Annotated in this window: 21 protein-coding genes; 7 read left to right on the top strand and 14 right to left on the bottom strand. The window is 71.0% G+C overall.

Annotated features, from left to right (window positions below):
- Nucleotides 1–34: 34 nt before the first annotated feature.
- Both ACFWBY_RS24505 and ACFWBY_RS24500 read left to right on the top strand, forming a co-directional pair.
- Nucleotides 35–1171 (top strand): hypothetical protein, encoded by a 1137-nt coding sequence (locus tag ACFWBY_RS24505; RefSeq protein ID WP_385341442.1) that lies wholly within the window; start codon nt 35–37, stop codon nt 1169–1171.
- Nucleotides 1172–1175: 4 nt separating this feature from the next.
- Nucleotides 1176–2165 (top strand): heme A synthase, encoded by a 990-nt coding sequence (locus tag ACFWBY_RS24500; RefSeq protein WP_385341440.1) that lies wholly within the window; start codon nt 1176–1178, stop codon nt 2163–2165.
- A 27-nt stretch (nt 2166–2192) separates the two neighbouring features.
- Here the strand turns inward: ACFWBY_RS24500 and ACFWBY_RS24495 are convergent, their stop codons facing one another.
- From ACFWBY_RS24495 to ACFWBY_RS24485, 3 genes are all read right to left on the bottom strand, one after another.
- Nucleotides 2193–3293, bottom strand: coding sequence for an amidohydrolase (locus tag ACFWBY_RS24495; RefSeq protein ID WP_385341438.1), 1101 nt, complete (start codon nt 3291–3293; stop codon nt 2193–2195).
- A 130-nt stretch (nt 3294–3423) separates the two neighbouring features.
- The gene (locus tag ACFWBY_RS24490; RefSeq protein WP_385341436.1) at nt 3424–3774 is read right to left on the bottom strand and encodes a hypothetical protein; all 351 of its coding nucleotides are present in this window, start codon (nt 3772–3774) and stop codon (nt 3424–3426) included.
- Between the two features lie 24 nt (nt 3775–3798).
- On the bottom strand, nt 3799–4746 hold the full coding sequence (locus tag ACFWBY_RS24485; RefSeq protein WP_385341434.1) for a heme o synthase: 948 nt from the start codon (nt 4744–4746) through the stop codon (nt 3799–3801).
- 268 nt (nt 4747–5014) lie between these two features.
- Between ACFWBY_RS24485 and tkt the strand changes: the two genes are divergently transcribed.
- The 5 genes from tkt to pgl all read left to right on the top strand — a co-directional run bounded on the left by tkt (nt 5015) and on the right by pgl (nt 11774).
- Nucleotides 5015–7102 carry a transketolase gene (tkt, locus tag ACFWBY_RS24480; protein ID WP_385341432.1) on the top strand — a complete coding sequence of 696 codons (2088 nt, stop codon included), beginning with the start codon at nt 5015–5017 and terminating at the stop codon, nt 7100–7102.
- Nucleotides 7103–7137: 35 nt separating this feature from the next.
- Entirely contained in the window at nt 7138–8256 is a 1119-nt protein-coding gene (tal, locus tag ACFWBY_RS24475; RefSeq protein ID WP_385341430.1) for a transaldolase, read from the top strand.
- Between the two features lie 2 nt (nt 8257–8258).
- On the top strand, nt 8259–9791 hold the full coding sequence (gene zwf / locus ACFWBY_RS24470) for a glucose-6-phosphate dehydrogenase (protein WP_385341464.1): 1533 nt from the start codon (nt 8259–8261) through the stop codon (nt 9789–9791).
- Nucleotides 9788–10846 carry a glucose-6-phosphate dehydrogenase assembly protein OpcA gene (opcA, locus tag ACFWBY_RS24465; RefSeq protein ID WP_385341428.1) on the top strand — a complete coding sequence of 353 codons (1059 nt, stop codon included), beginning with the start codon at nt 9788–9790 and terminating at the stop codon, nt 10844–10846. Before zwf ends, opcA begins: the two co-directional genes overlap by 4 nt.
- Before the next feature lie 145 nt (nt 10847–10991).
- The gene (gene pgl, locus ACFWBY_RS24460) at nt 10992–11774 is read left to right on the top strand and encodes a 6-phosphogluconolactonase (protein ID WP_385341427.1); all 783 of its coding nucleotides are present in this window, start codon (nt 10992–10994) and stop codon (nt 11772–11774) included.
- A 76-nt stretch (nt 11775–11850) separates the two neighbouring features.
- Here pgl and pgi read toward each other — a convergent pair whose 3' ends face one another.
- The 11 genes from pgi to uvrC all read right to left on the bottom strand — a co-directional run bounded on the left by pgi (nt 11851) and on the right by uvrC (nt 26153).
- Nucleotides 11851–13503 (bottom strand): glucose-6-phosphate isomerase, encoded by a 1653-nt coding sequence (pgi, locus tag ACFWBY_RS24455; protein ID WP_385341425.1) that lies wholly within the window; start codon nt 13501–13503, stop codon nt 11851–11853.
- A gap of 149 nt (nt 13504–13652) precedes the next feature.
- Nucleotides 13653–13988, bottom strand: a complete 336-nt coding sequence (locus ACFWBY_RS24450) for an RNA polymerase-binding protein RbpA (protein WP_078904317.1) — start codon at nt 13986–13988, stop codon at nt 13653–13655.
- A gap of 179 nt (nt 13989–14167) precedes the next feature.
- The gene (gene secG, locus ACFWBY_RS24445; protein ID WP_266581313.1) at nt 14168–14398 is read right to left on the bottom strand and encodes a preprotein translocase subunit SecG; all 231 of its coding nucleotides are present in this window, start codon (nt 14396–14398) and stop codon (nt 14168–14170) included.
- Nucleotides 14399–14543: 145 nt separating this feature from the next.
- On the bottom strand, nt 14544–15332 hold the full coding sequence (gene tpiA / locus ACFWBY_RS24440; RefSeq protein WP_385341423.1) for a triose-phosphate isomerase: 789 nt from the start codon (nt 15330–15332) through the stop codon (nt 14544–14546).
- 6 nt (nt 15333–15338) lie between these two features.
- A complete protein-coding gene (locus tag ACFWBY_RS24435; RefSeq protein ID WP_385341422.1) occupies nt 15339–16562 on the bottom strand; it encodes a phosphoglycerate kinase in 1224 nt (407 codons plus the stop codon).
- A 138-nt stretch (nt 16563–16700) separates the two neighbouring features.
- Nucleotides 16701–17705, bottom strand: a complete 1005-nt coding sequence (gene gap, locus ACFWBY_RS24430; protein ID WP_385341420.1) for a type I glyceraldehyde-3-phosphate dehydrogenase — start codon at nt 17703–17705, stop codon at nt 16701–16703.
- Nucleotides 17706–17913: 208 nt separating this feature from the next.
- Nucleotides 17914–20874, bottom strand: coding sequence for a M14 family zinc carboxypeptidase (locus ACFWBY_RS24425; protein WP_385341418.1), 2961 nt, complete (start codon nt 20872–20874; stop codon nt 17914–17916).
- 167 nt (nt 20875–21041) lie between these two features.
- Complete coding sequence (gene whiA, locus ACFWBY_RS24420) at nt 21042–22043, bottom strand: DNA-binding protein WhiA (protein ID WP_112449750.1); 1002 nt, start codon at nt 22041–22043, stop codon at nt 21042–21044.
- Entirely contained in the window at nt 22034–23104 is a 1071-nt protein-coding gene (gene yvcK, locus ACFWBY_RS24415) for a uridine diphosphate-N-acetylglucosamine-binding protein YvcK (RefSeq protein WP_385341415.1), read from the bottom strand. Before yvcK ends, whiA begins: the two co-directional genes overlap by 10 nt.
- Complete coding sequence (gene rapZ / locus ACFWBY_RS24410) at nt 23101–24138, bottom strand: RNase adapter RapZ (RefSeq protein ID WP_385341413.1); 1038 nt, start codon at nt 24136–24138, stop codon at nt 23101–23103. The genes yvcK and rapZ overlap by 4 nt, the downstream gene beginning before the upstream one ends.
- Nucleotides 24135–26153 (bottom strand): excinuclease ABC subunit UvrC, encoded by a 2019-nt coding sequence (uvrC, locus tag ACFWBY_RS24405; protein ID WP_385341411.1) that lies wholly within the window; start codon nt 26151–26153, stop codon nt 24135–24137. The genes rapZ and uvrC overlap by 4 nt, the downstream gene beginning before the upstream one ends.
- Nucleotides 26154–26155 lie beyond the last annotated feature (2 nt).

The raw sequence follows: 26155 nt of genomic DNA, 5'->3' as shown, positions 1-26155 counted from the left end.
CACGACAGCGCACCACAGACGCCGGGGGGCGGGCATGGCGCAGCGGGAGGCCGTTCTGCGGCTGGACGAACAGTGGGCGCGGATCCGGTCGGGCGCGGCTCAGGCGGAGCCGGCGGAGGCGGACGCGCTGCTGGCCGAGCTGATCGGCGCGCTGCGCGAGCCGGCCCGCGCCGACGCCGAGTGCGCGGCCCGGCTGGGCCTGCGCCTGGGCGACCTGGCGGCCCGCCGCTTCGCCGGCGGCGACCGGGCCGGGGCGCTGGCCGCCATAGAGGAGGGGCTGCGGTTCTCGCAGCAGGCCGCCGGGCACGCCCCCGAGTACGCCCGGTGGTACGCCCGGGGCCTGATCAACCAGGGGGTCTGGCTGTCCTGGCCGCTCAGTGACGGGGAGCGGCTGCCCAAGCACCCCCTCGGGCCCGGCGCCGAGAACGGCCCGAGCGCCATGGAGCGGGCGGCCGGCGAGCGCGCCCGGGACCTGACGCGCAGCGCCGTGGAGGTCTGGGCGGCCCTGGACCAGGAGGACCCGGTCAACCAGCGGGGCCTCGCGCAGGCGAAGGTCTTCCTCGGCGACCGGCTCGCCGAGCTGGGCCTGGCCGAGGAGTCCGTGGCCTGGGCGGTGGACGCCGAGGGCGCCTTCAGGCGGCTGCTGCTCGCCGCTCCGGGCCCGGAGGAGTCCCAGGAGGCCGAGGAGGCCCTGGACCACATAGGCCGCCAGCTCGAACTGCGGCTGCGCTTCCTCGCCTTCGGCTCCCTGGCCGGCCTGCGCGCCCGCGGGCTGCTGCCCGAACGGCTGCTGCCCCAGGCCGTGGTGGCCGCGCGGATCCAGGGTGCCTCCGAGGAGGAGATCGCCGTCCGGCTGCGACTGGAGGCCGACCAGGTCCGCACGATGCTGGAGGTGACCCCCTGGCTCGCGGTGTGGCGGATCGAGGTGCGCGGCCCCGACGGGCTGTGGAACGCGCAGCCGCACCCTTGGCGTAGCGGGGCAGAAGTGCGAAACAGGACAGCTGAGGACGTAGCGTCCGAAGTGGTGCGAAGCTTCGCGGCGTCCCCCGACTTCCCGGGCGACGGCGCCTCTTGGCGGATCCGCGTCTGGTGGCACGCGGAGGGCGATCCCGCCGGAGCCCGCTTCCGAATGGTCGCCGGGCCCGACGCCCAGGCCGCCACCCCCTCGTGAAAGTTTGCACAAGGCGCCGCGTACGATAAGGGCCGTGTTGACCCCTCTCGCATACCTCGCCAGCCGCTGGACCCCCTCGCCCCGGACCGTCCAGCGGGCCGCGTTCGCAGCGGTGCTCATGAGCGTCGTCATCGTCGTCACCGGCGGCGCGGTGCGGCTGACCGGATCCGGTCTCGGCTGCGACACCTGGCCCAAGTGCACCGACGACAGCCTGATCGCGACCCAGGAGCAGGGCTTCCACGGGGCCGTCGAGTTCGGCAACCGCATGCTGACGTACGTACTGTGCGCCGCCGTTGGCTGGACCATCACCGCCGCACGCTGCGCCGTTCCGTGGCGCCGCTCGCTGACCCGGCTCGGCTGGGTCCAGTTCGCGCTGGTGATGGGCAACGCGGTCCTGGGCGGCATCACCGTCCTGACCGGGCTCAACCCCTACAGCGTGGCCGGGCACTTCCTGCTCGCCACCTCGCTGATCGCGGTGACGACGATCACCTGGCAGCGCACCCGCGAGGGCGACGGACCCGCCCGCCCGCGCGTGCCCGCTCCGGTGCGGGGGCTCTCGTGGGCGCTCCTCGCGTCCACTCTCGTACTGATCGCGGCGGGCACCGTGGTCACCGGCTCCGGCCCGCACGCCGGCGACAGCAGCGAGATCAAGCGGATGCCGTTCGACTGGGCGACGACCGCCCACGTGCACGCGGTCTCCGCGTGGCTGGTGTGCGCGCTCGCCGTCGCGATGTGGCTGCTGCTGCGCGTGGCCGACGCCCCCGACGACACCCGGGCCCGCGCCCGGGACCTGCTGCTCGTGCTGCTCGCTCAGGGCGCCATCGGCTACGTCCAGTACCTCACCCAGGTGCCCGAGGCCCTGGTCGCCGCGCACATGCTCGGCTCCTGCCTCGTGTGGATCGCGGTGCTCAGGGTCGCGCTGAGCCTGCGGGAGCGCCCGTCGGCCCAGGCCGGGATCCCGGCCCAGGGCGACGCCCGGCTCACCACGGTCTGAGCCGGGGGTAACCCCGACCGCGGGGCCTCAGCTCCGCTCGTCGAGCCGGTAGACGCGGCGCGCGTTGCCCGCCGCGACCATCGCCGCCACCCGTTCGGCGTCCCGCCAGGTCCAGGACCCCTCGGCGACCCATGCGCCGAGGACCCGGCCGAGCGCCTCGCGGAAGGCGAGGGCGCCGACCGCGTGCAGTTCGGGCAGCTGCCGCCCGCCGCCCGAGAACATCAGTTTCCCGAAGGGGGCGGTCTCCAGGGACTCGGCCAGCACCTCGGCCGCCCGGCCCCCGGCCGGTCCGAGGGCCGCGCCGAGGTCGGCGTGGACGTGGGGGAAGAGCGCCGCCAGCCGCGCGGCCTGCCGGTGGTAGGGGTAGCCGCCGAGGAGGACCAGCCGCGTCCCCGGACCGGCGGCCGCCCGCACGAACTCCGTCAGCCGCCCCGGCTCCCCCGCGTCCCCGCCCGTGTGCAGCTGGAGCGGCAGCCCGGACGCGAGCGCGCTCCACAGCAGGTGGCGCAGGAGTACGGGGTCCCGTACGGCCCCTCCCCTGGCCCGCCCGGCCAGCCACCGCCCGGCCGCGCCGTGCACCTCGCCCGGACCGGGCGGCTCGGGCGCGCCCGCGAGGGCGTCCGCGCAGTGCGGCCCGGCGCCGCAGGTGAAGGCCACGGCGCCGGTGGCGGCGTGGTGGAGGGCCTCGGCGAGGTTGGCCAGGAAGGCGGCCGCGGATCCGGAGGTGTCGGCGGCCTGTTCGGCCAGCAGCTCCAGACGCACCAGCTCGAAGGTCTCGCCGTCGCCGGCCCGGGCCAGCTCCTTGAGCCCGGTGAGGTCCCCGGGCGCCCCGGTGTCGACCAGCCGGGCGGCGACCCCCGAGCCGCGCAGCAGCCTGCGGGCGGATTCGGCGGCGCCCAGTTCGCGTCGCCGGGCGAGGTAGCGGGCGGGGGCGCAGTGCGGTTCCAGCCCGAGCAGCGGCGGGCACCAGCGGCGCAGCGCGAAGCCGGTCTGGGTGTCGAAGAGGGTGGTGCCGGCCGCGGGCGGGCCGGCCGATGGGACCAGCTGGGCCTCGAAGGTGGCGAGGCCCAGCTCCGTGCGGAGCACTCCCTGGCAGTACTGGTCCACCAGGGGCGGCGTTTCGATCATCCGGGCATCCCGTTGCGGACGTGAGGAAGGGGCTTCCACACGTCCTAACGGGTGAGCGGGGTGTGAGGTGTTGCTCGCGCTGTTGACCGAGAGGGTGACGGGCCGGGTGACGGCGCGTGCCGCGCCACGCTCAGGCCGCGGGCTTCCCGGCTCCGCCGAGCTGCATGCCGGCCATGCGGCTCCATTCGTAAGGCCCCGTCTTCACGCGCGCGGCGAACTCGCCGTCGAACTCCTCGTGAAGGGTCAGGCCGGCCTTCTCGGCCGCCAGCCGCGCCGTGTCGAAGGTCGGGGCCACCAGGTCGCCCCAGCCGCCGTCCGTGCCCACGAGCACGATCCGGGTGCCGGCCTGGCCGATGTGCGCGAGCTGGCCCTCGGCGCCGCCGTGCTGCTTGGCGAACGCGCCGATCTGCTTGGCCAGCCGCGCGGCCCTGCGGTCCTGCTTCTTGGCCGCGGTGTTCGCGGTCTCCTCGGTTTCTGCCATGGAAGGCATGCTACCGGCGAGTAATCAGCGGAGGAAGGGATCCACGGCGACGGCGACGAAAAGCAGCGACACATAGGTGATCGACCAGTGGAACAGTCGCATCTCCTTGAGCTTCGCGCCCGTCAGTCCCGACTTCGCCCGCGCGTTGAGCGCGTGGGCCTCCCACAGCCACCATCCGCCCGCCACCAGGGCGACGGAGGTGTAGAACCAGCCGGTGTACCCCAGCGGGGTGAGCAGCAGCGAGACCGCGACCATCACCCAGCTGTAGAGGACGATCTGCTTGGCCACGGCCTTGTTGCCGGCCACGACCGGCAGCATCGGCACGCCGACGCGCGCGTAGTCGTCCTTCACCTTCATCGACAGCGGCCAGTAGTGCGGCGGCGTCCAGAAGAAGATGACGAGGAAGAGGATGACCGCGGCCCAGGAGACCTCGTCCTTCACGGCCGACCAGCCGATGAGCACCGGCATGCAGCCCGCGATGCCGCCCCAGACGATGTTCTGGGAGGTGCGCCGCTTCAGCAGCATCGTGTAGACCACGACGTAGAAGAGGAGCGCGCCGAGCGAGAGCGCGGCCGACAGCCAGTTGATCAGCAGCCCGAAGAACAGCGTGGACAGGACACCCAGCGTGATACCGAAGACCAGGCACTCGCGGGGGCTGACCATGCCTGTCACCAGGGGGCGTTGCGAGGTCCTGTCCATCAGCGCGTCGATGTCGCGGTCGATGTACATGTTCAACGCGTTGGCGCCGCCCGCGGACAGGTAGCCGCCGAAGCAGGTCGCGAGGACCAGCAGCAGCGACGGCACGCCCTGTTCGGCGAGGAACATCACCGGCACTGTGGTGATCAGCAGAAGTTCGATGATCCGCGGCTTGGTCAAAGCCACGAAAGCCATGACCCGGGCCCCGAACGGCCGGTGAACGGGAGGGGTCCCGAGCACCCCCGCTGGACGGGATTCGACGGCCGTCACGCACACCCCTGACAGAGAATCTAGCAAGCCCCGACGCGAACCCCGCGGTACACAAGGGTTCGGTGAGGCCTGCGCGTACCACGCCACTCTAGACGTAGCCCTTACCTCGCCCCGCGCGGGGGTCGCCCCGTGTTGGTCCGATCGGCGCCCAGACTCCCGCAACGGACAGCGGGTACTCGAATAGCTGCACGCCGTTGCGGGGGTAGGCTCGGAAACGCGCCGGTGCACCGTTCGTCACCGGGACTAGACATGTGGAGAGGAGCCCTGACCCACGGTGAGCACCAAGCCGACGACCACAGAGCTCGACTGGACCGAACTGGACCAGCGTGCTGTCGACACCGCCCGCATCCTGGCCGCCGACGCGGTTCAGAAGGTCGGTAACGGCCACCCCGGTACGGCGATGAGCCTGGCCCCCGCCGCGTACACCCTCTTCCAGAGGGTGATGCGGCACGACCCGGCGGACCCGGAGTGGGTCGGTCGCGACCGTTTCGTGCTCTCCGCGGGGCACTCGTCCCTGACGCTCTACACCCAGCTCTACCTGGCCGGCTTCGGCCTGGAGCTGGAAGACCTCAAGGCCTTCCGCACCTGGGGCTCGAAGACCCCCGGCCACCCGGAGTACGGCCACACCGCGGGCGTGGAGACCACCACCGGCCCGCTGGGCCAGGGCATCGCCAACGCGGTGGGCATGGCCATGGCCGCCCGCTACGAGCGCGGCCTGTTCGACCCCGAGGCCCCCCAGGGCGCCTCCCCGTTCGACCACATGATCTACGCGATCGCGGGTGACGGCTGCCTCCAGGAGGGCATCTCCCACGAGGCGTCCGCGCTCGCGGGCCACCAGAAGCTCGGCAACCTGGTGCTGCTGTGGGACGACAACCACATCTCCATCGAGGGCGACACGGAGACGGCCGTCTCCGAGGACACCCTCAAGCGCTACGAGGCGTACGGCTGGCACGTCCAGCGCGTCGCGCAGCAGGAGAACGGCGACCTCGACCCGAAGGCCCTGTTCCAGGCCCTCCAGGCCGCCAAGGCCGAGACGGAGCGCCCCTCCTTCATCGCCGCGCGCTCGATCATCGCCTGGCCGGCCCCGCACGCCCAGGGCACCGAGGCCTCCCACGGCTCGGCCCTCGGCAACGACGAGGTCGCCGCCACCAAGCGCGTGCTCGGCTTCGACCCGGAGCAGACCTTCGAGGTCTCCGACGAGGTCCTCGCGCACACCCGCAAGGCGCTCGACCGCGGCCGCGAGGCCAAGGCCGCGTGGGAGAAGGAGTTCTCCGCCTGGCGCACCGCGAACCCGCAGCGCGCCGCCGAGTTCGACCGGATCAACGCCAACGAGCTGCCCGCGGGCTGGGAGGACGAGCTCCCGGTGTTCGAGGCCGGCAAGGGCGTCGCCACCCGCGCCGCGTCGGGCAAGGTCCTCGAGGCGCTCGGCGCGGTCATCCCGGAGCTGTGGGGCGGCTCGGCCGACCTGGCCGGCTCCAACAACACCACCATCGACAAGCACTCCTCGTTCCTGCCGGTGGGCAACCCGCTGCCGGAGGCGGACCCGTACGGCCGCACCATCCACTTCGGCATCCGCGAGCACGCCATGGCCGCGTCCATGAACGGCATCGCCCTGCACGGCCACACCCGTATCTACGGCGGCACCTTCCTGGTGTTCTCCGACTACATGCGCAACGCCGTGCGCCTCTCCGCGCTGATGCACGTGCCCGTCACCTACGTGTGGACGCACGACTCCATCGGCCTCGGCGAGGACGGCCCGACCCACCAGCCCGTCGAGCACGTCGCCGCGCTGCGCGCCATCCCGGGCCTGAACGTGGTCCGTCCGGCCGACGCGAACGAGACGGCCGTCGCCTGGCGCGAGATCCTCAAGCGCCACACCAAGGTGTTCGGCAAGGGCGCCCCGCACGGTCTGGCGCTGACCCGCCAGGGCGTGCCGACGTACGAGCGCAACGAGGACGCCGCCAAGGGCGGGTACGTGCTCTTCGAGGCGGAGGGGGGCGACGCGCAGGTCGTCCTCATCGGCACCGGCTCCGAGGTCCAGCTCGCCGTCGCCGCGCGCGAGGCGCTGCAGGCCGAGGGCGTCCCGGCGCGCGTCGTCTCGATGCCGTCCGTCGAGTGGTTCGAGGAGCAGGACCAGGCGTACAAGGACAGCGTCCTGCCGCCGTCCGTCAGGGCGCGCGTCGCGGTCGAGGCCGGCATCGGCCTGACCTGGCACCGCTACGTCGGCGACGCCGGCCGCATCGTCTCGCTGGAGCACTTCGGCGCCTCGGCCGACGGCGCCGTGCTGTACCGCGAGTTCGGGCTGACCGCCGAAGCCGTGACCGCCGCCGCCCGGGAATCGATCACCGCCGCCGCACGCTGACGTCCGCACCAAGACCAGTAGGAGATGCAATCCCCATGACAGACGCACTGAAGCGCCTTTCCGACGAGGGCGTCGCGATCTGGCTGGACGACCTGTCCCGCAAGCGCATCACGTCCGGCAACCTGGCCGAGCTCATCGACCAGCAGCACGTGGTCGGTGTGACCACCAACCCGGCGATCTTCCAGAAGGCCATCAGCGGCGGCGAGGGGTACGAGCAGCAGCTCGCCGACCTGGCCGCCCGCAAGGTCACCGTCGAAGAGGCCATCCGCATGATCACGACGGCGGACGTCCGCGACGCCGCCGACATCCTGCGCCCGGTCTACGACGCGACCGAGGGCCAGGACGGCCGCGTCTCGATCGAGGTCGACCCCCGGCTCGCCCACAACACCCCGGCGACCATCGCCGAGGCCAAGCAGCTCGCCTGGCTGGTGGACCGCCCGAACACGCTCATCAAGATCCCGGCGACCAAGGCCGGCCTGCCGGCGATCACCGAGGTCATCGGCAAGGGCATCAGCGTCAACGTCACGCTGATCTTCTCGCTGGAGCGCTACCGCGAGGTCATGGACGCGTACCTGGCGGGCCTGGAGAAGGCCAAGGCCGCGGGCCTGGACCTCTCCAAGATCCACTCGGTCGCCTCCTTCTTCGTGTCCCGCGTGGACTCCGAGATCGACAAGCGCCTGGACGCCGTCGGCACCGACGAGGCCAAGGCCCTCAAGGGCAAGTCGGCGCTCGCCAACGCCCGTCTGGCCTACGAGGCCTACGAAGAGGTCTTCGGGACCGAGCGCTGGGCCGCCCTGGACAAGGCGCACGCCAACAAGCAGCGCCCGCTCTGGGCCTCGACCGGCGTGAAGGACCCCGCGTACAAGGACACCCTGTACGTGGTGGACCTGGTCGCGCCCGGCACGGTCAACACCATGCCGGAGGGCACTCTGGAGGCCACCGCCGACCACGGCGAGGTCTCCGGCGACACCATCCGCGGCACCTACGACCAGGCGCGCGCCGAGCTCGGCGCGGTCGCGAAGCTGGGCATTTCGTACGACGATGTGGTGCAGCTGCTCGAAGACGAGGGCGTCGAGAAGTTCGAGGCGTCATGGAACGACCTGCTGAAGTCGACCGAGGCGGAGCTTGAGCGCCTCGCCCCCACGGAGGCCTGAACATTTTGTCTGTGAACGGAGCGAACCCGCTTCGTGACGCACAGGACCGGCGGCTCCCGCGCATCGCGGGGCCGTCCGGCCTGGTCATTTTCGGCGTTACGGGTGACCTGTCGCGCAAGAAACTGATGCCTGCCGTCTACGACCTCGCCAACCGCGGCCTGCTTCCGCCGGGCTTCTCGCTGATCGGCTTCGCCCGCCGCGAGTGGCAGGACGAGGACTTCGCGCAGGAGGTGCACGACGCGGTCAAGGAGCACGCGCGCACCCCCTTCCGCGAGGAGGTCTGGCAGCAGCTCGTACAGGGCTGCCGCTTCGTCCAGGGCGACTTCGACGACGACCAGGCGTTCGAGACGCTGAAGTCGACGATCGAGGAGCTCGACAAGGCGCAGGGCACCGGAGGCAACTTCGCCTTCTACCTGTCCGTCCCGCCGAAGTTCTTCCCCAAGGTCGTCGCCCAGCTCAAGAAGCACGGGCTGGCCGACCAGAAGGAGGGCTCCTGGCGGCGCGCGGTGATCGAGAAGCCCTTCGGGCACGACCTGACCAGTGCGCAGGAGCTCAACCAGCTCGTGCACGACGTCTTCCCGCCCAACGAGGTCTTCCGGATCGACCACTACCTGGGCAAGGAGACCGTCCAGAACATCCTGGCGCTCCGCTTCGCCAACACGATGTTCGAGCCGATCTGGAACCGGTCGTACGTCGACCACGTGCAGATCACCATGGCCGAGGACATCGGCATCGGCGGCCGGGCCGGCTACTACGACGGCATCGGCGCGGCCCGCGACGTCATCCAGAACCACCTGCTCCAGCTGCTGGCGCTCACCGCGATGGAGGAGCCCGGCTCCTTCCACCCCAAGGCGCTGGTGGCCGAGAAGCTCAAGGTGCTGACCGCCGTGGAGCTGCCGGAGGACCTGGGCAAGCACACCGTGCGCGGCCAGTACTCGGCGGCCTGGCAGGGCGGCGAGAAGGTCGTCGGGTACCTCGAAGAGGACGGCATCGACCCCAAGTCGAAGACCGACACCTACGCGGCCATCCGCCTGGAGATCAACAACCGCCGCTGGGCGGGCGTCCCGTTCTACCTGCGGACCGGCAAGCGCCTGGGCCGCCGGGTGACCGAGATCGCGGTCGTCTTCAAGCGGGCCCCGTACCTGCCGTTCGAGTCGGGCGCGACCGAGGAGCTGGGGCAGAACGCCCTGGTCATCCGGGTCCAGCCGGACGAGGGCGTGACGGTGCGCTTCGGCTCCAAGGTTCCGGGCACCTCCATGGAGGTCCGGGACGTCACGATGGACTTCGCCTACGGCGAGTCCTTCACGGAGTCGAGCCCCGAGGCGTACGAGCGGCTGATCCTCGACGTCCTGCTGGGTGACGCGAACCTCTTCCCGCGCCACCAGGAGGTCGAGCTGTCCTGGAACATCCTCGACCCGATCGAGAAGTACTGGGACTCGCACGGCAAGCCCGCGCAGTACCCGTCGGGCACCTGGGGGCCGGTCGAGGCGGACGAGATGCTCGCACGAGACGGACGGAGCTGGCGCCGGCCATGAAGATCGATCTCACGGAGACCAACTCCAGCAAGATCAACTCCGCGTTGGTGCAGGCGCGCCGGGACATCGGCACGCCCGCCATCGGCATGGTCCTCACGCTGGTGATCGTGACCGACGAGGAGAACGCGTACGACGCGCTCAAGTCGGCGAACGACGCGTCCCGCGAGCACCCTTCGCGGATCGTCGTCGTCATCAAGCGGGTCAGCCGCTCGCCGCGCAGTCGCCAGGGCGCCCGTCTCGACGCGGAAGTCCGCGTCGGGACGGCCTCCGGCACCGGCGAAACGGTTGTCCTGCGCCTGCACGGCGAACTGGTCAACCACGCCCAGTCGGTGGTCCTCCCCCTGCTCCTCCCGGACGCGCCCGTCGTCGTCTGGTGGCCCGAGGGCGCGCCGCAGGACCTGGCGGGCGACCCCCTGGGGGCGCTCGGCCAGCGACGGATCACGGACACCTACTCCACCGAGGAACCGATCGGGGCGCTCGGCACCCGTGCCGCGGCGTACGCCCCCGGTGACACGGACCTGTCCTGGACCCGGATCACCCCGTGGCGCTCCATGCTGGCTGCCGCCCTCGACCAGCAGACCCACTCGGTGGCCTCGGCGACCGTGGAGGGCGAGGACGACAACCCGAGCTGCGAACTGCTGGCCATGTGGCTCGCGGACCGGCTGCAGGTGCCCGTCAAGCGCACCTCCTCGTCGGGTCCCGGGCTCACCGCGGTCCGCCTGGAGACCAAGGACGGCGAGATCGTCCTGGACCGGGCGGACGGCTCGCTGGCCACGCTGTGCATGCCGGGACAGCCCGACCGTGCGGTGGCGCTCAAGCGGCGCGACACGGCGGAGCTGCTCGCGGAGGAGCTGCGCCGGCTGGACCCGGACAACACGTACGAGTCCTCGCTGAAGTTCGGCGTGGCCCGGCTGCACGCTCCGGCCGCGCCGTCGGCGGCCAAGGCGGAGGCCCCGAAGCCGGCTTCGGCCAAGGCCAAGGCGGAGGCCGAGACCCCTGCCGCTCCGGCGAAGCCCGCTCCGGCGAAGCCGGCCAAGAAGGCCGCGGCGAAGTAGCACGCACGGGGCCGCTGCGCGGGGCTCTGCCCGCCCCGCCCGACCCCTCCCGGGCTCCGGGAGGGGTCGGGTGGGGTCGGGTGGGGGAAGGCTCCGCGCAGCGCCTCCGGATCCAGAACCGACAAGAAGGCGGCAGCACATGGGCATGACGACACCTCAGGTCGTCGTCCACCGGGACAAGGAGCTGATGGCCCAGGCCGCGGCCGCCCGGCTGATCACCAAGATCGTGGACGCGCAGGCGGCCCGCGGCACCGCGTCGGTGGTCCTCACCGGCGGTCGCAACGGCAACGGCCTGCTCGCCGCGCTGGCCGCGGCCCCGGCCCGGGACGCCATCGACTGGTCCCGGATCGACCTGTGGTGGGGCGACGAGCGGTACCTGCCCGCCGACGACCCCGAGCGCAACCACGTGCAGGCCCGCGAAGCCCTGCTGGACGCCGTCCCCGTGGACCCCGCGCGGGTCCACGCCATGCCCGCCTCCGACGGCCCGTACGGGGCCGACGTGGACGCGGCGGCCGCCTCGTACGCGGCGGAGCTGCGCCGGGCCTCCGGCCCCGAGGACCACGGACCCGTCCCCCGCTTCGACGTCCTGATGCTGGGCGTCGGCCCCGACACGCACGTGGCCTCGCTCTTCCCGGAGCACCCGGCCGCCCGCGAGAGCGAGCGCACGGTGGTCGGCGTGCACGGCGCGCCGAAGCCGCCGCCGACCCGGGTCTCGCTCACCCTCCCGGCGATCCGGGCGGCACGCGAGGTCTGGCTCCTCGCGGCGGGCGAGGACAAGGCCGGCGCGGTGGCGATCGCGCTGGGCGGGGCGGGCGAGGTACAGGCTCCGGCCGCGGCCGCGTACGGCCGCTCCCGCACCCTGTGGCTCCTCGACCGCGCGGCGGCCGCGAAGCTGCCCCCGGCCATGTATCCCCCGGCCTCGGCCTGACCGGTCCGCACACGACGGGGCCCGCCCTCCCGAGCCGGAGGGCGGGCCCCGTCGCGTCACGGGACCGGGCCGCCGGTCAGCGGCCCCGCAGCGAGCGGTACGTCGCCACCAGAGCGCGCGTCGAGGCGTCCAGGCCGGGTACCTCTTCGCCCGCGGAGAGCGCGGGCTCGATGCGCTTGGCCAGGACCTTGCCGAGCTCCACGCCCCACTGGTCGAAGGAGTCGATGTTCCACACCGCGCCCTGGACGAACACCTTGTGCTCGTACAGCGCGATCAGCTGGCCCAGCACCGACGGCGTGAGTTCGGGCGCCAGGATCGTGGTCGTCGGGTGGTTGCCCGCGAAGGTCTTGTGCGGGACCAGGGACTCCGGGGCGCCCTCCGCCCGGACCTCGTCCGCCGTCTTGCCGAAGGCCAGCGCCTGCGTCTGGGCGAAGAAGTTCGCCATCAGCAGGTCGTGCTGGGCCGCCAGGGCGGGCGGCAGTTCGGCCACCGGCCGCGCGAAGCCGATGAAGTCCGCGGGGATCACCCGCGTGCCCTGGTGGATCAACTGGTAGTAGGCGTGCTGGCCGTTGGTGCCGGGCGTGCCCCACACCACAGGACCGGTCTGCCATTCCACCGGATTGCCCTCGCGGTCGACGGACTTGCCGTTGGACTCCATGTCCAACTGCTGCAAGTACGCGGTGAAGCGGGACAGGTAGTGGCTGTAGGGCAGCACCGCGTGCGACTGTGCGTCGAAGAACGCGCCGTACCAGATCCCCAACAGGCCCAGCAGCAGCGGTGCGTTCTCCTGCGGCGGAGCCGTACGGAAGTGGTGGTCCATGGCCGCGAAGCCGTCCAGCAGCTCCCGGAAGGCGGCGGGGCCGATCGCGACCATCAGCGAGAGGCCGATCGCGGAGTCGAAGGAGTAGCGCCCGCCGACCCAGTCCCAGAAATCGAACATGTTGGCCGGGTCGATGCCGAAGTCGGTGACCTTCTCGGCGTTGGTCGACAGCGCCACGAAGTGCCGTGCCACGGCCGCCTGCTCGCCGCCGAGGCCCGCGAGGAGCCATTGCCGCGCCGACGTCGCGTTGGTGATGGTCTCGATCGTCGTGAAGGTCTTCGACGCGACGATGAAGAGCGTCTGCTCCGGGTCGAGGTCGCGCACGGCCTCGTGCAGGTCGGCCCCGTCCACGTTGGACACGAAGCGCAGGGTCAGCTCGCGGTCGGTGAAGGCGCGCAGCGCGTCGTACGCCATCGCCGGACCGAGGTCGGAGCCGCCGATGCCGATGTTGACGACGCTCTTGATGCGCTTGCCGGTGTAGCCCGTCCACTCCCCCGACCGGACCCGGTCGGCGAAGGCCGCCATCTTGTCGAGGACCGCGTGGACGCCGGGGACGACGTTCTCGCCGTCCACCTCGACGACCGCGTCCCGGGGGGCGCGCAGCGCGGTGTGCAGGACCGCCCGGTCCTCGGTCGTGTTGATCTTCTCGCCGCGGAACATGGCCTCGCGCAGCTCGGCCACGCCCGTCGCGGCCGCCAGTGCCCGCAGCAGCGTCAGCGTCTCGTCGGTCACGAGGTGCTTCGAGTAGTCGATGTGCAGGTCCCCGACCCGCAGGGTGTAGCCGGCGCCCCGGCCCGGATCCGCCGCGAACAGCTCCCGCAGATGCGTCTGTCCCAGCTCGTCCCGGTGCTTGCCGAGTGCCAGCCACTCGGGGGTCCGGTTGAGCTTCGTGCGACTGTCTGCGTTCATCTCGGACATCAACCCACTTCTTCCGTCCTGTCGTGCCCCGCCGTTCCCCAACCTAAGGGATAGGAAGCGGCGCAACCGACACAAAGCAGCCCGGCCCGCAGGAGAAGAACTCCTGCGGGCCGGGCCTTAGTCATGTCGGTGGGGACGCGTCAGATCTCGCCGCGCAGCTTGGCGAGCGCCTCGGCGAGGATCGCCTCGCCGTCTGCGTCGGTGCGCCGCTCCCGTACGTACGCCAGGTGCGTCTTGTACGGTTCGGTGCGCGGCGGCGCCGGCGGGTTGTCCCGGTCCTGGCCGGCGGGGAACCCGCAGCGCGGGCAGTCCCAATTGTCCGGCACCTGTGCGTCGCTGGCGAAGCTCGGCTGCGTCTCGTGCCCGTTCGAGCACCAGAAGGAGATGCGCAGGCGGGGCGCGGACTCGCCGCGCTCGGCCTCGCCCATCGGCCCCGCTCCGACCCGACTGCCACGAATCGCGTTGCCACTTGCCACGGTCGTAACTCCCTGCGTGATGGTGCCGCGAAACGTGAGTGGATTCCGTCGCGGGCGCCCAAGTCTACGTAAGGCCCAACGCGCGTCCAGTGAACGGAGTTACCCATTCCAGACGTGAACGCCGGACCTCATGATAGGCCGGGGAGAGCCGACCGGACTGCCGGAATGGCCAGAACGCTTCAGCTGCTGGACTTCATGAGCAGACCGAGCGCGACGATGCACGCGAACCACAGCAGACCGATCACCACGGTGATGCGGTCGAGGTTGCGCTCCGCGACCGAGGAGCCGCCGACCGACGACTGCATGCCGCCGCCGAACATGTCGGAAAGGCCGCCGCCCTTGCCCTTGTGCATCAGCACGAGCAGCATCAGCAGGGCGCTGAAGACGACCAGGGCGATCGAGAACCCCATAATCACGGCTGATTCCTACTTTCTGGCTTTCTGGGCTTTCCCGCATTGCGAAAAAACGAGCACGGGGGCCGGCGGCTGGTGGTCCAGCCTTCCGGCCCCCGCAAGGGTACGACGGATCCGCCCTACCGCATACTCACGATGAGGCTCACTGGTCGCGGAAGCGCACGATCTTCACGAACTCGTCCGCGTCCAGCGCCGCGCCGCCGATCAGGGCGCCGTCGACGTCGGGCTGGGCCATGATCGCGGCGATGTTGCCGGACTTGACCGAGCCGCCGTACTGGATGCGGACCTTGTCGGCAAGCTCCTGCGAGTACAGCTCCGCGAGGCGGGCGCGGATGGCGCCGCAGACCTCCTGGGCGTCCTCGGGGGTGGCGACCTCGCCGGTCCCGATCGCCCAGACGGGTTCGTAGGCGATCACGATGGACTCGACCTGCTCGGCCGGCACGTCCTTGAGGCCGCCGTCGAGCTGGTTCAGCGTGTACTGGACCTGCTGGCCGGCCTTGCGGATGTCCAGACCCTCGCCGACGCACAGGATCGGGGTGATCCCGTGCTTGTAGGCGGCCTTGACCTTGGCGTTGCAGATCCCGTCGTCCTCACCGTGGTACTGGCGGCGCTCGCTGTGGCCGACGGCCACGAACGTGCACTTCAGCTTCGACAGCATCGGACCGGAGATCTCGCCGGTGTACGCGCCGGAGTCGTGCGCCGAGATGTCCTGGGCGCCGTACTTGATCTTCAGCTTGTCGCCGTCGACCAGGGTCTGGACCGAGCGCAGGTCGACGAAGGGCGGCAGGACCGCGACCTCGACGGCGTCGTAGTCCTTGTCGGCGAGGGCGAAGGCGAGCTTCTGGACGTGGGCGATGGCCTCGAGGTGGTTGAGGTTCATCTTCCAGTTGCCCGCCATCAGCGGGGTGCGGCCGGCGGTGTTCTCAGTCATCAGGGGTCAGACCTCCAGTGCGGCGAGGCCGGGGAGCGACTTGCCCTCGAGGTATTCGAGGGAAGCGCCGCCACCGGTCGAAATGTGGCCGAAAGCGTTCTCGTCGAAGCCGAGCGTGCGCACGGCCGCGGCCGAGTCGCCACCGCCGACGACGGTGAACGCGCTGCTGTCGACGAGGGCCTGCGCGATCGCGCGGGTGCCTCCGGCGTAGTCGGGGTGCTCGAAGACGCCCACGGGACCGTTCCAGAAGACGGTCTCGGCGTCGGCGATCTTCGAGGCGTACAGCTCGCGGGTCTTGGGACCGATGTCCAGACCCTCCTGGTCCGCGGGGATCTTGTCCGCGTCCACCGTGATGAACTCCGCCGGGGCCTTGGTCTTCAGGTCCGGGAAGTCCCTCGAGGCGAGGATGTCCACGGGCAGGACCAGCTCGACGCCGTTGGCCTCGGCGCGCGCCATGTACTCCTTGACGACGTCGACCTGGTCCTTCTGGAGCAGGGAGATGCCGACCTCGTAGCCCTTGGCGTGGAGGAAGGTGTACGCCATGCCGCCGCCGATGAGGAGGCGGTCGGCCTTGCCGAGCAGCTCGTCGATGACGGCGAGCTTGTCGGAGACCTTGGCGCCGCCGAGGATGACCACGTACGGCCGCTTGACCTCGGCGGTCAGCTTCTTCAGGACGCCGACCTCGGTGGCGATGAGGTACCCGGCCGCGTGCGGGAGGCGCGCGGGGAGGTCGAAGACCGAGGCGTGCTTGCGGTGGACAGCGCCGAAGCCGTCGCCGACGTAGACGTCGGCGAGCTCGGCGAGCTGGTCCGCGAAGGCGCCGCGCTCGGCGTCGTCCTTCGAGGTCTCACCGGCGTTGAAGCGCAGGTTCTCGATGACGGCGACCCGGCCGTCGGTGAGGGCGGCGACGGTCTCCTTGGCGGAGGCGCCGACGGTGTCGGTGGCGAACGCGACGTCCGCGCCGAGCAGCTCGCCGAGGCGTGCCGCGGCGGGGGCGAGCGAGAAGGCCGGGTCCGGGGCTCCCTTGGGGCGGCCCAGGTGCGAGGCCACGATCACGCGGGCGCCGGCCTCGGCGAGCTTCGCGATGGTCGGCTGGACGGCGCGGATGCGGCCGTCGTCCGAAATCTCGGTGAGCCCCCCGTTCACTGCGAGCGGCACGTTGAGATCGGCGCGGACGAAGACCCGCTTACCGGCTACGCCCTCGGCGAGAAGTTCGTCGATCGTCTTCATGGTTCTACTACTCCTTTTCCCCGGCCGGAACCTGTATCCGTGCGGGGTGAGAGGTACAAGGCAAGCAACAGGGCCCGTACAGCGCTTCGTCGCGCTGAACGAGCCCCGGTGCTCACATTGTGGTGCCTGCTGTGGTGCTTAGAGCTGACCGCCGACGAACACGGTCAGGTCGACGAGGCGGTTGGAGTAGCCCCACTCGTTGTCGTACCAGCCGATGACCTTGACGTTCTTGCCCTGGACCATGGTCAGGGAGGAGTCGAAGGTGCAGGAGAACGGCCAGTTCACGATGTCGGAGGAGACGATCGCGTCCTCGGTGTAGTCCAGGATGCCCTTGAGCTGACCCTCGGAGGCCTTCTGGAACGCGGCGTTGACCTCGTCCTTGGTGACCTCGCGCTCGAGCTCGATGACCAGGTCGGTCACGGAACCGGTGGGAACCGGGACGCGCATCGCGATGCCGTCGAGCTTGCCGGCCAGCTCCGGGATGACCAGCGCGGTGGCCTTGGCGGCACCCGTGGTGGTCGGGATGATGTTCTCGGCGGCGGCGCGGGCGCGGCGCAGGTCCGAGTGCGGGAAGTCCAGGATGCGCTGGTCGTTCGTGTAGGCGTGGACCGTCGTCATCATGCCCTTGACGATGCCGAAGTTCTCCAGGAGGACCTTGGCCATCGGCGCCACGCAGTTGGTGGTGCAGGAGGCGTTGGAGATGACGTGGTGGTTGGCCGCGTCGTACTTGTCCTGGTTGACGCCCATCACGATCGTGATGTCCTCGTCCTTGGCCGGAGCCGAGATGAGGACCTTCTTCGCGCCGGCCGCGATGTGCTTGGCGGCGTCGGCCTTCTTGGTGAAGATGCCGGTCGACTCGATGACGATGTCGGCGCCCAGCTCGCCCCAGGGGAGGTTCGCGGGGTCGCGCTCGGCGAAGGTCTTGAAGGTGTTGCCCGCGACGGTGATGGTGTCGTCGGTGTGGCTGACCTCGGCCTTGAGGCGGCCCAGGATCGTGTCGTACTTGAGAAGGTGCACCAGGGTGGCGTTGTCAGTCAGGTCGTTGACACCGACGATCTCGATGTCCGCTCCCTGCTCCAGGAGCGCACGGAAGTAGTTGCGGCCAATTCGGCCAAAACCATTGATGCCTACGCGGATCGTCACGAACCGATCTCCTCGTTGGTGCGCCGGCCTGTCCGCCGGCGAGCTGTATGGGATGTCCCCGACCGCTTACGACCCTACCTCTCCGTGAGCTTTTGAGTGACATCGACCATGCTCGGACTCGCCCCGGAGCCCCGCGCTCCAAGCGGAGCGCGGGACCTCGGGGACTTTGTGCCCCGTCACCCAAAGTGAGCGAATGCGGGGCCTCTGATCAGCGGTTCAGCGAACGGAGCGCCTTACCGACGAGTACGGCGCGGTCCGCCGCCGCCGGCACGTGTTCCAGGCCGAAGCCCAGGAGGACGGTGTTACGCGTAGTCACGGACGCGTAGGACTTGAACAGCTCGCCCGACCGGGACCAATCGCCCGGAACATCGGGACTTCCGGCAGGTGCGGCCTGGGCGGTCCAGACCCCGAGCGAGGTCTCGAACCCCTCGGCCGCCTGGTCGGTCCCGCCGGTGGACAGGCGCGCCTCGTCCGCGAAGACGCCGCGGCCGCCGGAGCCCGGGTCGGTGATGTAGGAGAGGGAGACCTCGACGCTCTTGCCCGCGTAGGCGCTCAGGTCGAAGGAGACCTGCTGCCAGCCGTTGGAGGAGGCGGTGAAGGAGTTCCAGGAGCCGCTGGTGCCCCGCGCGGTGCAGCCACCGGCTTCGAGAGTGAGGTAGCGGCGCAGGAACGGGTGGTCGTTGACGAAGAATCCGGCCCCGCACTCCTCCGGAACGGTCGTGGAGGTCAGGCCGCCCGCCTCGGGGAGCGTGGTCCAGTCGTCGCCGCCGACGGTGTGTGCCTCCAGGACCGCGTGGTCGTAGCCCTCCTCGGTGTTCCAGTTGAGCGCCGTCTTGAGCTGCGGCTTGTCGGCCGCGCTGACCCCGGTGAGGTCGATGGTGCGGGTGAGGCGCTTCCAGTCGTCGTCCGCGTGGGTGGCCGAGGCCATCCAACCGCCGGCGTAGGGGGCGTACGGGTTCGTGACTCCCGCGTACTGGCCCGCCTGCGCGCTCTTGAACTGCGGGAACTGCGCCGCGGGCAGGGTGTCCGAGGTGACCGTGTAGGAGCCGGGGCGGTCGAGCGGGTTGCCCGACGCGTCGCCGAGGCCGCCCTTGGCCCCGGTGAGGGAGCCCGCGCCGGTGAAACCGGTGGGGCCGGCGACGCCCGCGCGGCCGTAGGCGCCGAGGAAGTACTGGCTGAAGTCGTTGGTCACGGCGCGGCCGACCTGTGCGTTGCCGCCGGCCAGTTCACCGGCCTCGATCAGCCTGCCGCCCTCGTTCAGGTAGTCGCGCACCGCGAGCTGGGTGTCGCCGCCCGGGGACTTGGACCCCGTGTAGTGGACGGCCGTGCGGAAGTGCGAGAGCACGCCGAGGTGGTGGGGGGCGCCCTGGACCGCCACGTCCCAGACCGCCGCGCTCCTGCCGTTGGCGCGCAGCGCGTCGACGTACTCCTGAGCGTGCTGGGCGGGTGCGCCCTCTTCCGCGATCACCAGGACGTCGGCGCGCGGCCGCTCGGCCACCGTGTACGTGAAGTGCTCGCTGGAGACCTGCTTGCCGGAGCGGTCGCGGCCGGTGAACCAGACCTCGACCTTGTCTCCGGGCCTCGCGCCGTCGACCTCGGCCCGGTACTCGTCGAACCAGTTGTTGTCGTCGCCGCCGTAGACGTCACCGCCCTTCCAGGCCTTGAGGTCCTCGTCGTGGGTGCGGCCGCCGTTGATCCTGAAGTTCAGCTCCTTGTCCTTCAGACCCTTGCGGGCCGTGACGGCGACCGTCTGGTCCTCGCCGCGGGCCGCGTAGGAGGTCGTGAAGGGGTCGGGGGTGAAGTCCGCGGCGGTCAGGCTCACGGAGGACTTCGGCTGGTCCGGGCGCTCGGCGCTCTCGGCCACGGAGAGCGCGAAGGGGATGTTCTTGGCGAACTCCGCCTGGATCAGCTTCTCGTCGTCCGGGAAGTTGAAGCCGGAGGCGCAGTCCTCGGGCTTCCACCGGTCGTCCGGGTCGATCGCGGAGGCCGTCTGGCAGGTGGTCATCTCCGGCGTGAACATCATGACGCCGTTGGCGTTGGCGGCCTGGCTGTCGGCCTCGCCGTTGGTGGTGTAGAGCTCCGAGGAGACCTGGGGGTAGTAGCCGGGGACGGCCGAGTTCTCCGGGGTGCCGGCGAGCGCCTTGTAGGCGATGTCGTCGGGGGTCGGGGTGGCCACCTGCCAGCCGACGCCGTAGAGGATCAGCTCGGCGGCCGAGTGGTAGTTGATGGCGTACGCGAAGCCGATGCGCTTCTGGAACCTGTCGAGGGCGACGGTCTCGGGCTCGGAGGAGGCCTTGGGCCCGCGGTAGGTCTCGCTCGACTGGTTGGGCGAGGAGCCCTCGTTGTCGTAGCCCCACTTGTAGGCGAAGTTGCGGTTGAGGTCGACGCCGTCGCCGGCGGTGATCTTGCCGTCGGCGTTGTTGTCGCGCATGTTCTTGCGCCACAGCCGCTGGCCGTCGGCGGCGAAGGTGTAGTCGTAGCCGTCGGGGTTGGCCGAGAGCAGGAACCACAGTTCGGTGGAGTCCACCAGCTTGGTGACGCGCGGGTCCTTGCCGTAGCCGTCGAGGGTGTGGTGCATCAGCCGCCGGGTCATCTCGGGCGTGATCCACTCACGGGCGTGCTGGTTCGACATGTACAGCACGGAGGGCTTGTCGCCGTCCTTGCTCTTCTTGGCGTTCTTGGTGACCTTCAGGGCGAGGATGTCCTTGCCCTGGACGGTCTTGCCGATGGAGACGACCTTCGTGAGGCCGGGGTTCTCCTGGGCCGTGCGCAGGATCTCCTCCTGGAGCCCGCCCTTGCCGCTGTAGGGGCGGAACACCCCGTCGCCGGCCTCCTGGGAGCGCGCCGCGGCCTTGGGCGCGATCTTGCGTTCGGCGAGTTCGATGCCCTGGGCCGCCAGTTCCTCGGCCTGCCCGCCGGTGAGGAAGAGCTCGACCCTGGCGGTCCCGGTGTCGGGGGCGCGTTCGGAGAGCTCGTGCGCGTCCTGGCCGGCTGCCAGGACGAGCGGGACCTGTTCTTTGGTGATGTCGGCGTCGTAGACCCGCACCTCGTCGGCGGCGGACTTCCCCGCCGCCCCGGCCTGGGCGTGGGCCGCTGCGGGTAGTGCGGCCAGTGTCGTGCCGAAGACGAGTGCGCTTGCGGCGAGGATCGATCTCGCGCGGTGCCTCATGTGCCCCCCTGGGCGTCGTCTGCCACGAAAGCTTCGGACGACAGGCTCACGACCAGCCCATGCTCATGTCAATGGGGCCTACGGAAAGTGGCCCGCACGAGTGATCGCACGGGCCCCTTCCGGAGTCACGGTTTGCGCCGACCGGCCGAGGCCGGACGGGGCCGGCCTCAGCCGGCCATGTTGTCGGCCAGCTCCTCGCTGTCGCTGAGGTCCAGGTTCGACTCGGTGCCCGGGATCCCGAGGTCCTGTGCCCGCTTGTCCGCCATCGCCAGCAGCCGGCGGATCCGTCCCGCGACCGCGTCCTTGGTCAGCGGCGGGTCGGCGAGCGCGCCCAGCTCCTCCAGGGAGGCCTGCTTGTGCTCCATGCGCAGCCGTCCTGCCGCCGCGAGGTGCTCGGGCACCTCCTCGGCGAGGATCTCCAGGGCGCGCTGCACCCGGGCTCCGGCCGCCACCGCGGCCCGCGCCGAACGGCGCAGGTTGGCGTCGTCGAAGTTCGCGAGGCGGTTGGCGGTGGCGCGCACCTCGCGCCGCATCCGCCGCTCCTCCCAGGCCAGCACCGAGTCGTGGGCGCCGAGGCGCGTCAGCAGGGCTCCGATGGCGTCCCCGTCCCGTACGACGACCCGGTCCACCCCGCGGACCTCGCGGGCCTTGGCGGCGATGGAGAGTCTGCGGGCGGCCCCGACGAGGGCCAGCGCGGCCTCCGGACCGGGGCAGGTGACCTCCAGGGAGGAGGAGCGTCCCGGCTCCGTGAGCGAGCCGTGCGCCAGGAAGGCCCCGCGCCAGGCCGCCTCCGCGTCGCAGGTGGCCCCGGAGACCACCTGCGGGGGAAGACCCCGGATCGGACGGCCGCGGCCGTCCACGAGCCCGGTCTGGCGTGCCAGCTGGTCGCCGCCGGCGACCACGCGGACCACGTACCGGTTGCCCCGGCGCAGACCGCCCGGAGCCATGATCACCAGGTCCGAGGAGTGGCCGAAGATCTCCAGGATGTCCTTGCGCAGGCGGCGGGCCGCGATCCCCGCGTCCAGTTCCGCCTCGATGACGATCCGGCCGCTCACCAGGTGCAGCCCGCCCGCGAACCGAAGGATCGCCGAGACCTCCGCCTTCCTGCAGCAGGTGCGGGTGACGGGCAGCCGGGCGATCTCATCCTTCACCGCGGGCGTCATCGCCATGGGCCGATCCTTCCATGCATCCGAAAAATACGGTCGTACGCGGCGGCGAGCAGCTCCGGATCATGCTTCGGAGAGCCGTCCTGCCTGGCTACCGGCGCCAGCTCGACCGCAGCGCCGAACCGTTTTGCGGCATCGGCGAGGGACTCGCGGTCGGGCACGGCGGCCTGATCGGCCAGCACCACGTCCAGGGCGAGTTTAGGGGCGTGTCGGGCCAAAACCTCCAAATGACGCTGCGGAGAGAAGCCCTCTGTTTCACCGGGTTGCGGAGCGAGGTTCAGCGAGAGGACCCGCCGGGCCTTGGTCTCGACCAGCGCGTCGAGCAGTTCCGGCACCAGCAGGTGCGGGATCACCGACGAGAACCAGGACCCCGGACCGAGCACGACCCAGTCCGCGTCCAGGACCGCCGCGACCGCTTCGGGCACCGCCGGCGGATCGGCCGGCAGGACCTGGACGGACAGCACCTCGCCCGGCGTCAGCGCCACCGTGGCCTGCCCCCGTACGGTGTCCACGTCCTCGGGGCGGGCCGGGTCGTGGCCCTTGACCAGGGCCTGGAGCTCCAGGGGGACCGCCGACATCGGCAGCACCCGGCCGTGGGCGCCGAGCAGCTTGCCGACGAGGTCCAGGGCCTGGACGGGATCGCCGAGCTGCTCCCACAGGGCGACGATCAGCAGATTGCCGACGGCGTGCTCGTGCAGGTCGCCCTTGGACTGGAAGCGGTGCTGAATGACCCGCGCCCAGGTCTGGCCCCAGTCGTCGTCCCCGCACAGCGCGGCCAGCGCCTTGCGGAGGTCGCCCGGCGGCAGTACGCCCAGCTCCTCGCGCAGGCGCCCGCTGGAGCCGCCGTCGTCGGCGACGGTGACGACGGCGGTGAGGTCGCCCGTGATGCGGCGCAGGGCGGTCAGCGAGGCCGAGAGGCCCCGGCCGCCGCCGAGCGCCACGACCTTGGGCGCGACGACCTTGGGTGCCTCTCCGCGGCGCAGCCCCGTGCGGCCGCCGCCGGCCTCGTCCTTGCCGGAGGTGAGCCGGCGAAGGCGACGGAGCCGCAGGGTGCGTCCGGTCACTCGCGCCCCATGTCCCTGTGGACTACGACGGTCTCGACTCCCTCGGAGGCGAGACGGGCGGCGAGCTTCTCGGACATGGCGACGCTGCGGTGCTTGCCGCCGGTGCAGCCGACGGCGATCGTCACGTACCGCTTGCCCTCGCGGCGGTAGCCGGTGGCGATGAGCTGGAGCAGCTCGGTGTAGCGGTCGAGGAACTCCTTGGCCCCGGGCTGGCTGAAGACGTAGCCCGAGACCTCCTCGTTGAGTCCGGTGAAGGGGCGCAGCTCCGGGACCCAGTGGGGGTTGGGGATGAAGCGGCAGTCGACTACCAGGTCGGCGTCGACGGGGAGGCCGTACTTGTAGCCGAAGGACATGACGGTGGCCCGCAGCTCGGGCTCCTCGTCGCCCGCGAACTGGGCGTCCATCTTGGCGCGCAGTTCGTGCACGTTCAGGCTGGAGGTGTCGATGACCAGGTCGGCGTCGCCCCGCAGCTCGCGCAGCAGGTCGCGCTCGGCGGCGATGCCGTCGACGATGCGGCCGTCGCCCTGCAGCGGGTGCGGCCGGCGGACCGACTCGAAGCGGCGTACGAGCGCGTCGTCCGAGGACTCCAGGAAGACGATCCGCCGGGTCACCCCGCGGGTCTCCAGGTCGGCGAGGGACTCGCGCAGCGCGTCGAAGAACTGGCGGCCGCGGACGTCGACGACGACGGCGATGCGCGCCACGTTGCCCTGCGAGCGGGCACCGAGTTCCACCATGGTGGTGATCAGCGCGGGCGGGAGGTTGTCGACGACGAACCAGCCGAGGTCCTCCAGGCACTTGGCCGCCGTACTGCGGCCGGCCCCGGACATTCCGGAGATGATCACCAGCTCGGGGATGGCCGCCTCGGCGGTATCTCCGGGCTCCACTGTCGTGCCCGTACTCACCTGTGCTCCGTCTCGGTCGTACTCGGATTCGGATGCGGATCCCTGCCGGGAATCATGCTCTGATCCGCGGTCGTGCAGGGATTCGCGGTCGTTCTGGGATTCGCGGTCGTGTTGGGATTCGCGCTCGGTCATTGCTCGGTCCCCCGTTCGGATGCCGCCCCCGCGGGCGCGGGGATCTCATCCTCAATGATCTCCCCGGTCGCCATGTTGACGGCGGGACCGGCGGGCACCGCCCGGGCGAGGGCCGCGGCCACGGTCTCGGCCGTCTTGCGGCCTATGCCCGGGACCTCGCAGATCTGGTCGATTGTCGCCTGCCGGAGCTTCTTCACCGAACCGAAGTGCTTGAGCAGGGCCAGCTTGCGGCTCTCGCCCAGCCCGGCGACCTCGTCCAGCGGGCCCGACCTCAGGCGCTTGCCCCGCTTGTTGCGCTGGTACCGGATGGCGAAGCGGTGGGCTTCGTCGCGCACGCGCTGGAGCAGGTACAGGCCCTCGCTGGTGCGGGGCAGCACCACCGGGTCGTCCTCCCCCGGCAGCCAGACCTCCTCCAGCCGCTTGGCCAGGCCGCAGACGGCGACGTCGTCGATACCGAGCTCCTCCAGGGCCCGCTTGGCGGCGGCGACCTGCGGCTGCCCGCCGTCGACCACGACGAGCTGCGGCGGATAGGCGAAGCGCTTGGGCCGCCCGTCGTCCTCGGCCGTCCGGGCCTGCTCGCCGTCGGCGTCCTCGGGGGACCACTCGCCCGTCTTCAGCTTCTCCTGGAGGTAGCGGCGGAAGCGACGGGAGACCACCTCGTGCATGGAGCGGACGTCGTCCTGCCCCTCGAAGCCCTTGATCTGGAAGCGCCGGTACTCCCCCTTGCGGGCCAGCCCGTCCTCGAAGACGACCATCGAGGCCACGACGTCGTCGCCCTGGAGGTGCGAGATGTCGAAGCACTCGATGCGCAGCGGCGCGCCGTCCAGCTCCAGCGCCTCGGCGATCTCCTCCAGGGCCCGCGAGCGGGTGGTCAGGTCGGCGGCGCGCTTGGTCTTGTGCAGGGCGAGGGACTGCTGGGCGTTGCGGTGGACGGTCTCCATGAGCGCCTTCTTGTCCCCGCGCTGGGGGATGCGCAGGCTGACGAGGGAGCCGCGCCGCTCGGCGAGCCACAGGGCGAGCGCGGCGGCGTCCTCGGGGAGCGCCGGGACCAGCACCTCCTTGGGGACGGCCTCGCCCTTCTCCTCCCCGTACAACTGCTGCAGGGCGTGCTCGACGAGCCCGGCCGTGTCGACGGCCTCGACCTTGTCGGTGACCCAGCCGCGCTGGCCGCGGACACGGCCGCCGCGCACGTGGAAGATCTGTACGGCGGCTTCGAGCTCGTCCTCGGCGACCGCGATCAGGTCGGCGTCGGTGGCGTCCGCGAGGACGACGGCGTTCTTCTCCATGGCCCGGCGCAGGGCCCCTATGTCGTCGCGCAGCCGGGCGGCCTTCTCGTACTCCATCGCCTCGGCGGCGTCGCGCATGTCCCGTTCGAGCCGGGAGAGGTAGGTGCCGGTGCGGCCGGCCATGAAGTCGCAGAAGTCCTCGGCCAGTTCCCGGTGCTCCTCGGGCGTGACCCGGCCGACGCAGGGCGCGGAGCACTTGCCGATGTAGCCGAGCAGGCAGGGGCGGCCGATCTGGGCGGAGCGCTTGAACACCCCTGCGGAGCACGTGCGGACGGGGAAGACCCGGAGCATCAGGTCGACGGTCTCGCGGATCGCCCAGGCGTGCCCGTAGGGGCCGAAGTAGCGCACGCCCTTCTTCTTGGGGCCGCGCATGACCTGGACCCGGGGATAGTCCTCGTTCATGGTGACGGCGAGGGAGGGGTAGCTCTTGTCGTCCCGGTACTTGACGTTGAACCGGGGGTCGTACTCCTTGATCCAGGAGTATTCGAGCTGCAGCGCCTCGACCTCGGTGGAGACCACGGTCCACTCGACGGAGGCGGCCGTGGTCACCATGGTGGCCGTACGGGGGTGCAGTCCGGCGATGTCCTGGAAGTAGCTGGCCAGCCGTTGGCGCAGGCTCTTGGCCTTCCCGACGTAGATCACCCGGCGGTGCTCGTCGCGGAATCTGTAGACCCCCGGGGAGTCGGGGACCTGTCCCGGCTCGGGACGGTAGCTGGAAGGGTCGGCCATGC

The organism is Streptomyces sp. NPDC060049, assembly GCF_042736715.1.
GTDB lineage: Bacteria > Actinomycetota > Actinomycetes > Streptomycetales > Streptomycetaceae > Streptomyces.
This window is presented reverse-complemented; position numbering and strand designations above follow the sequence as displayed.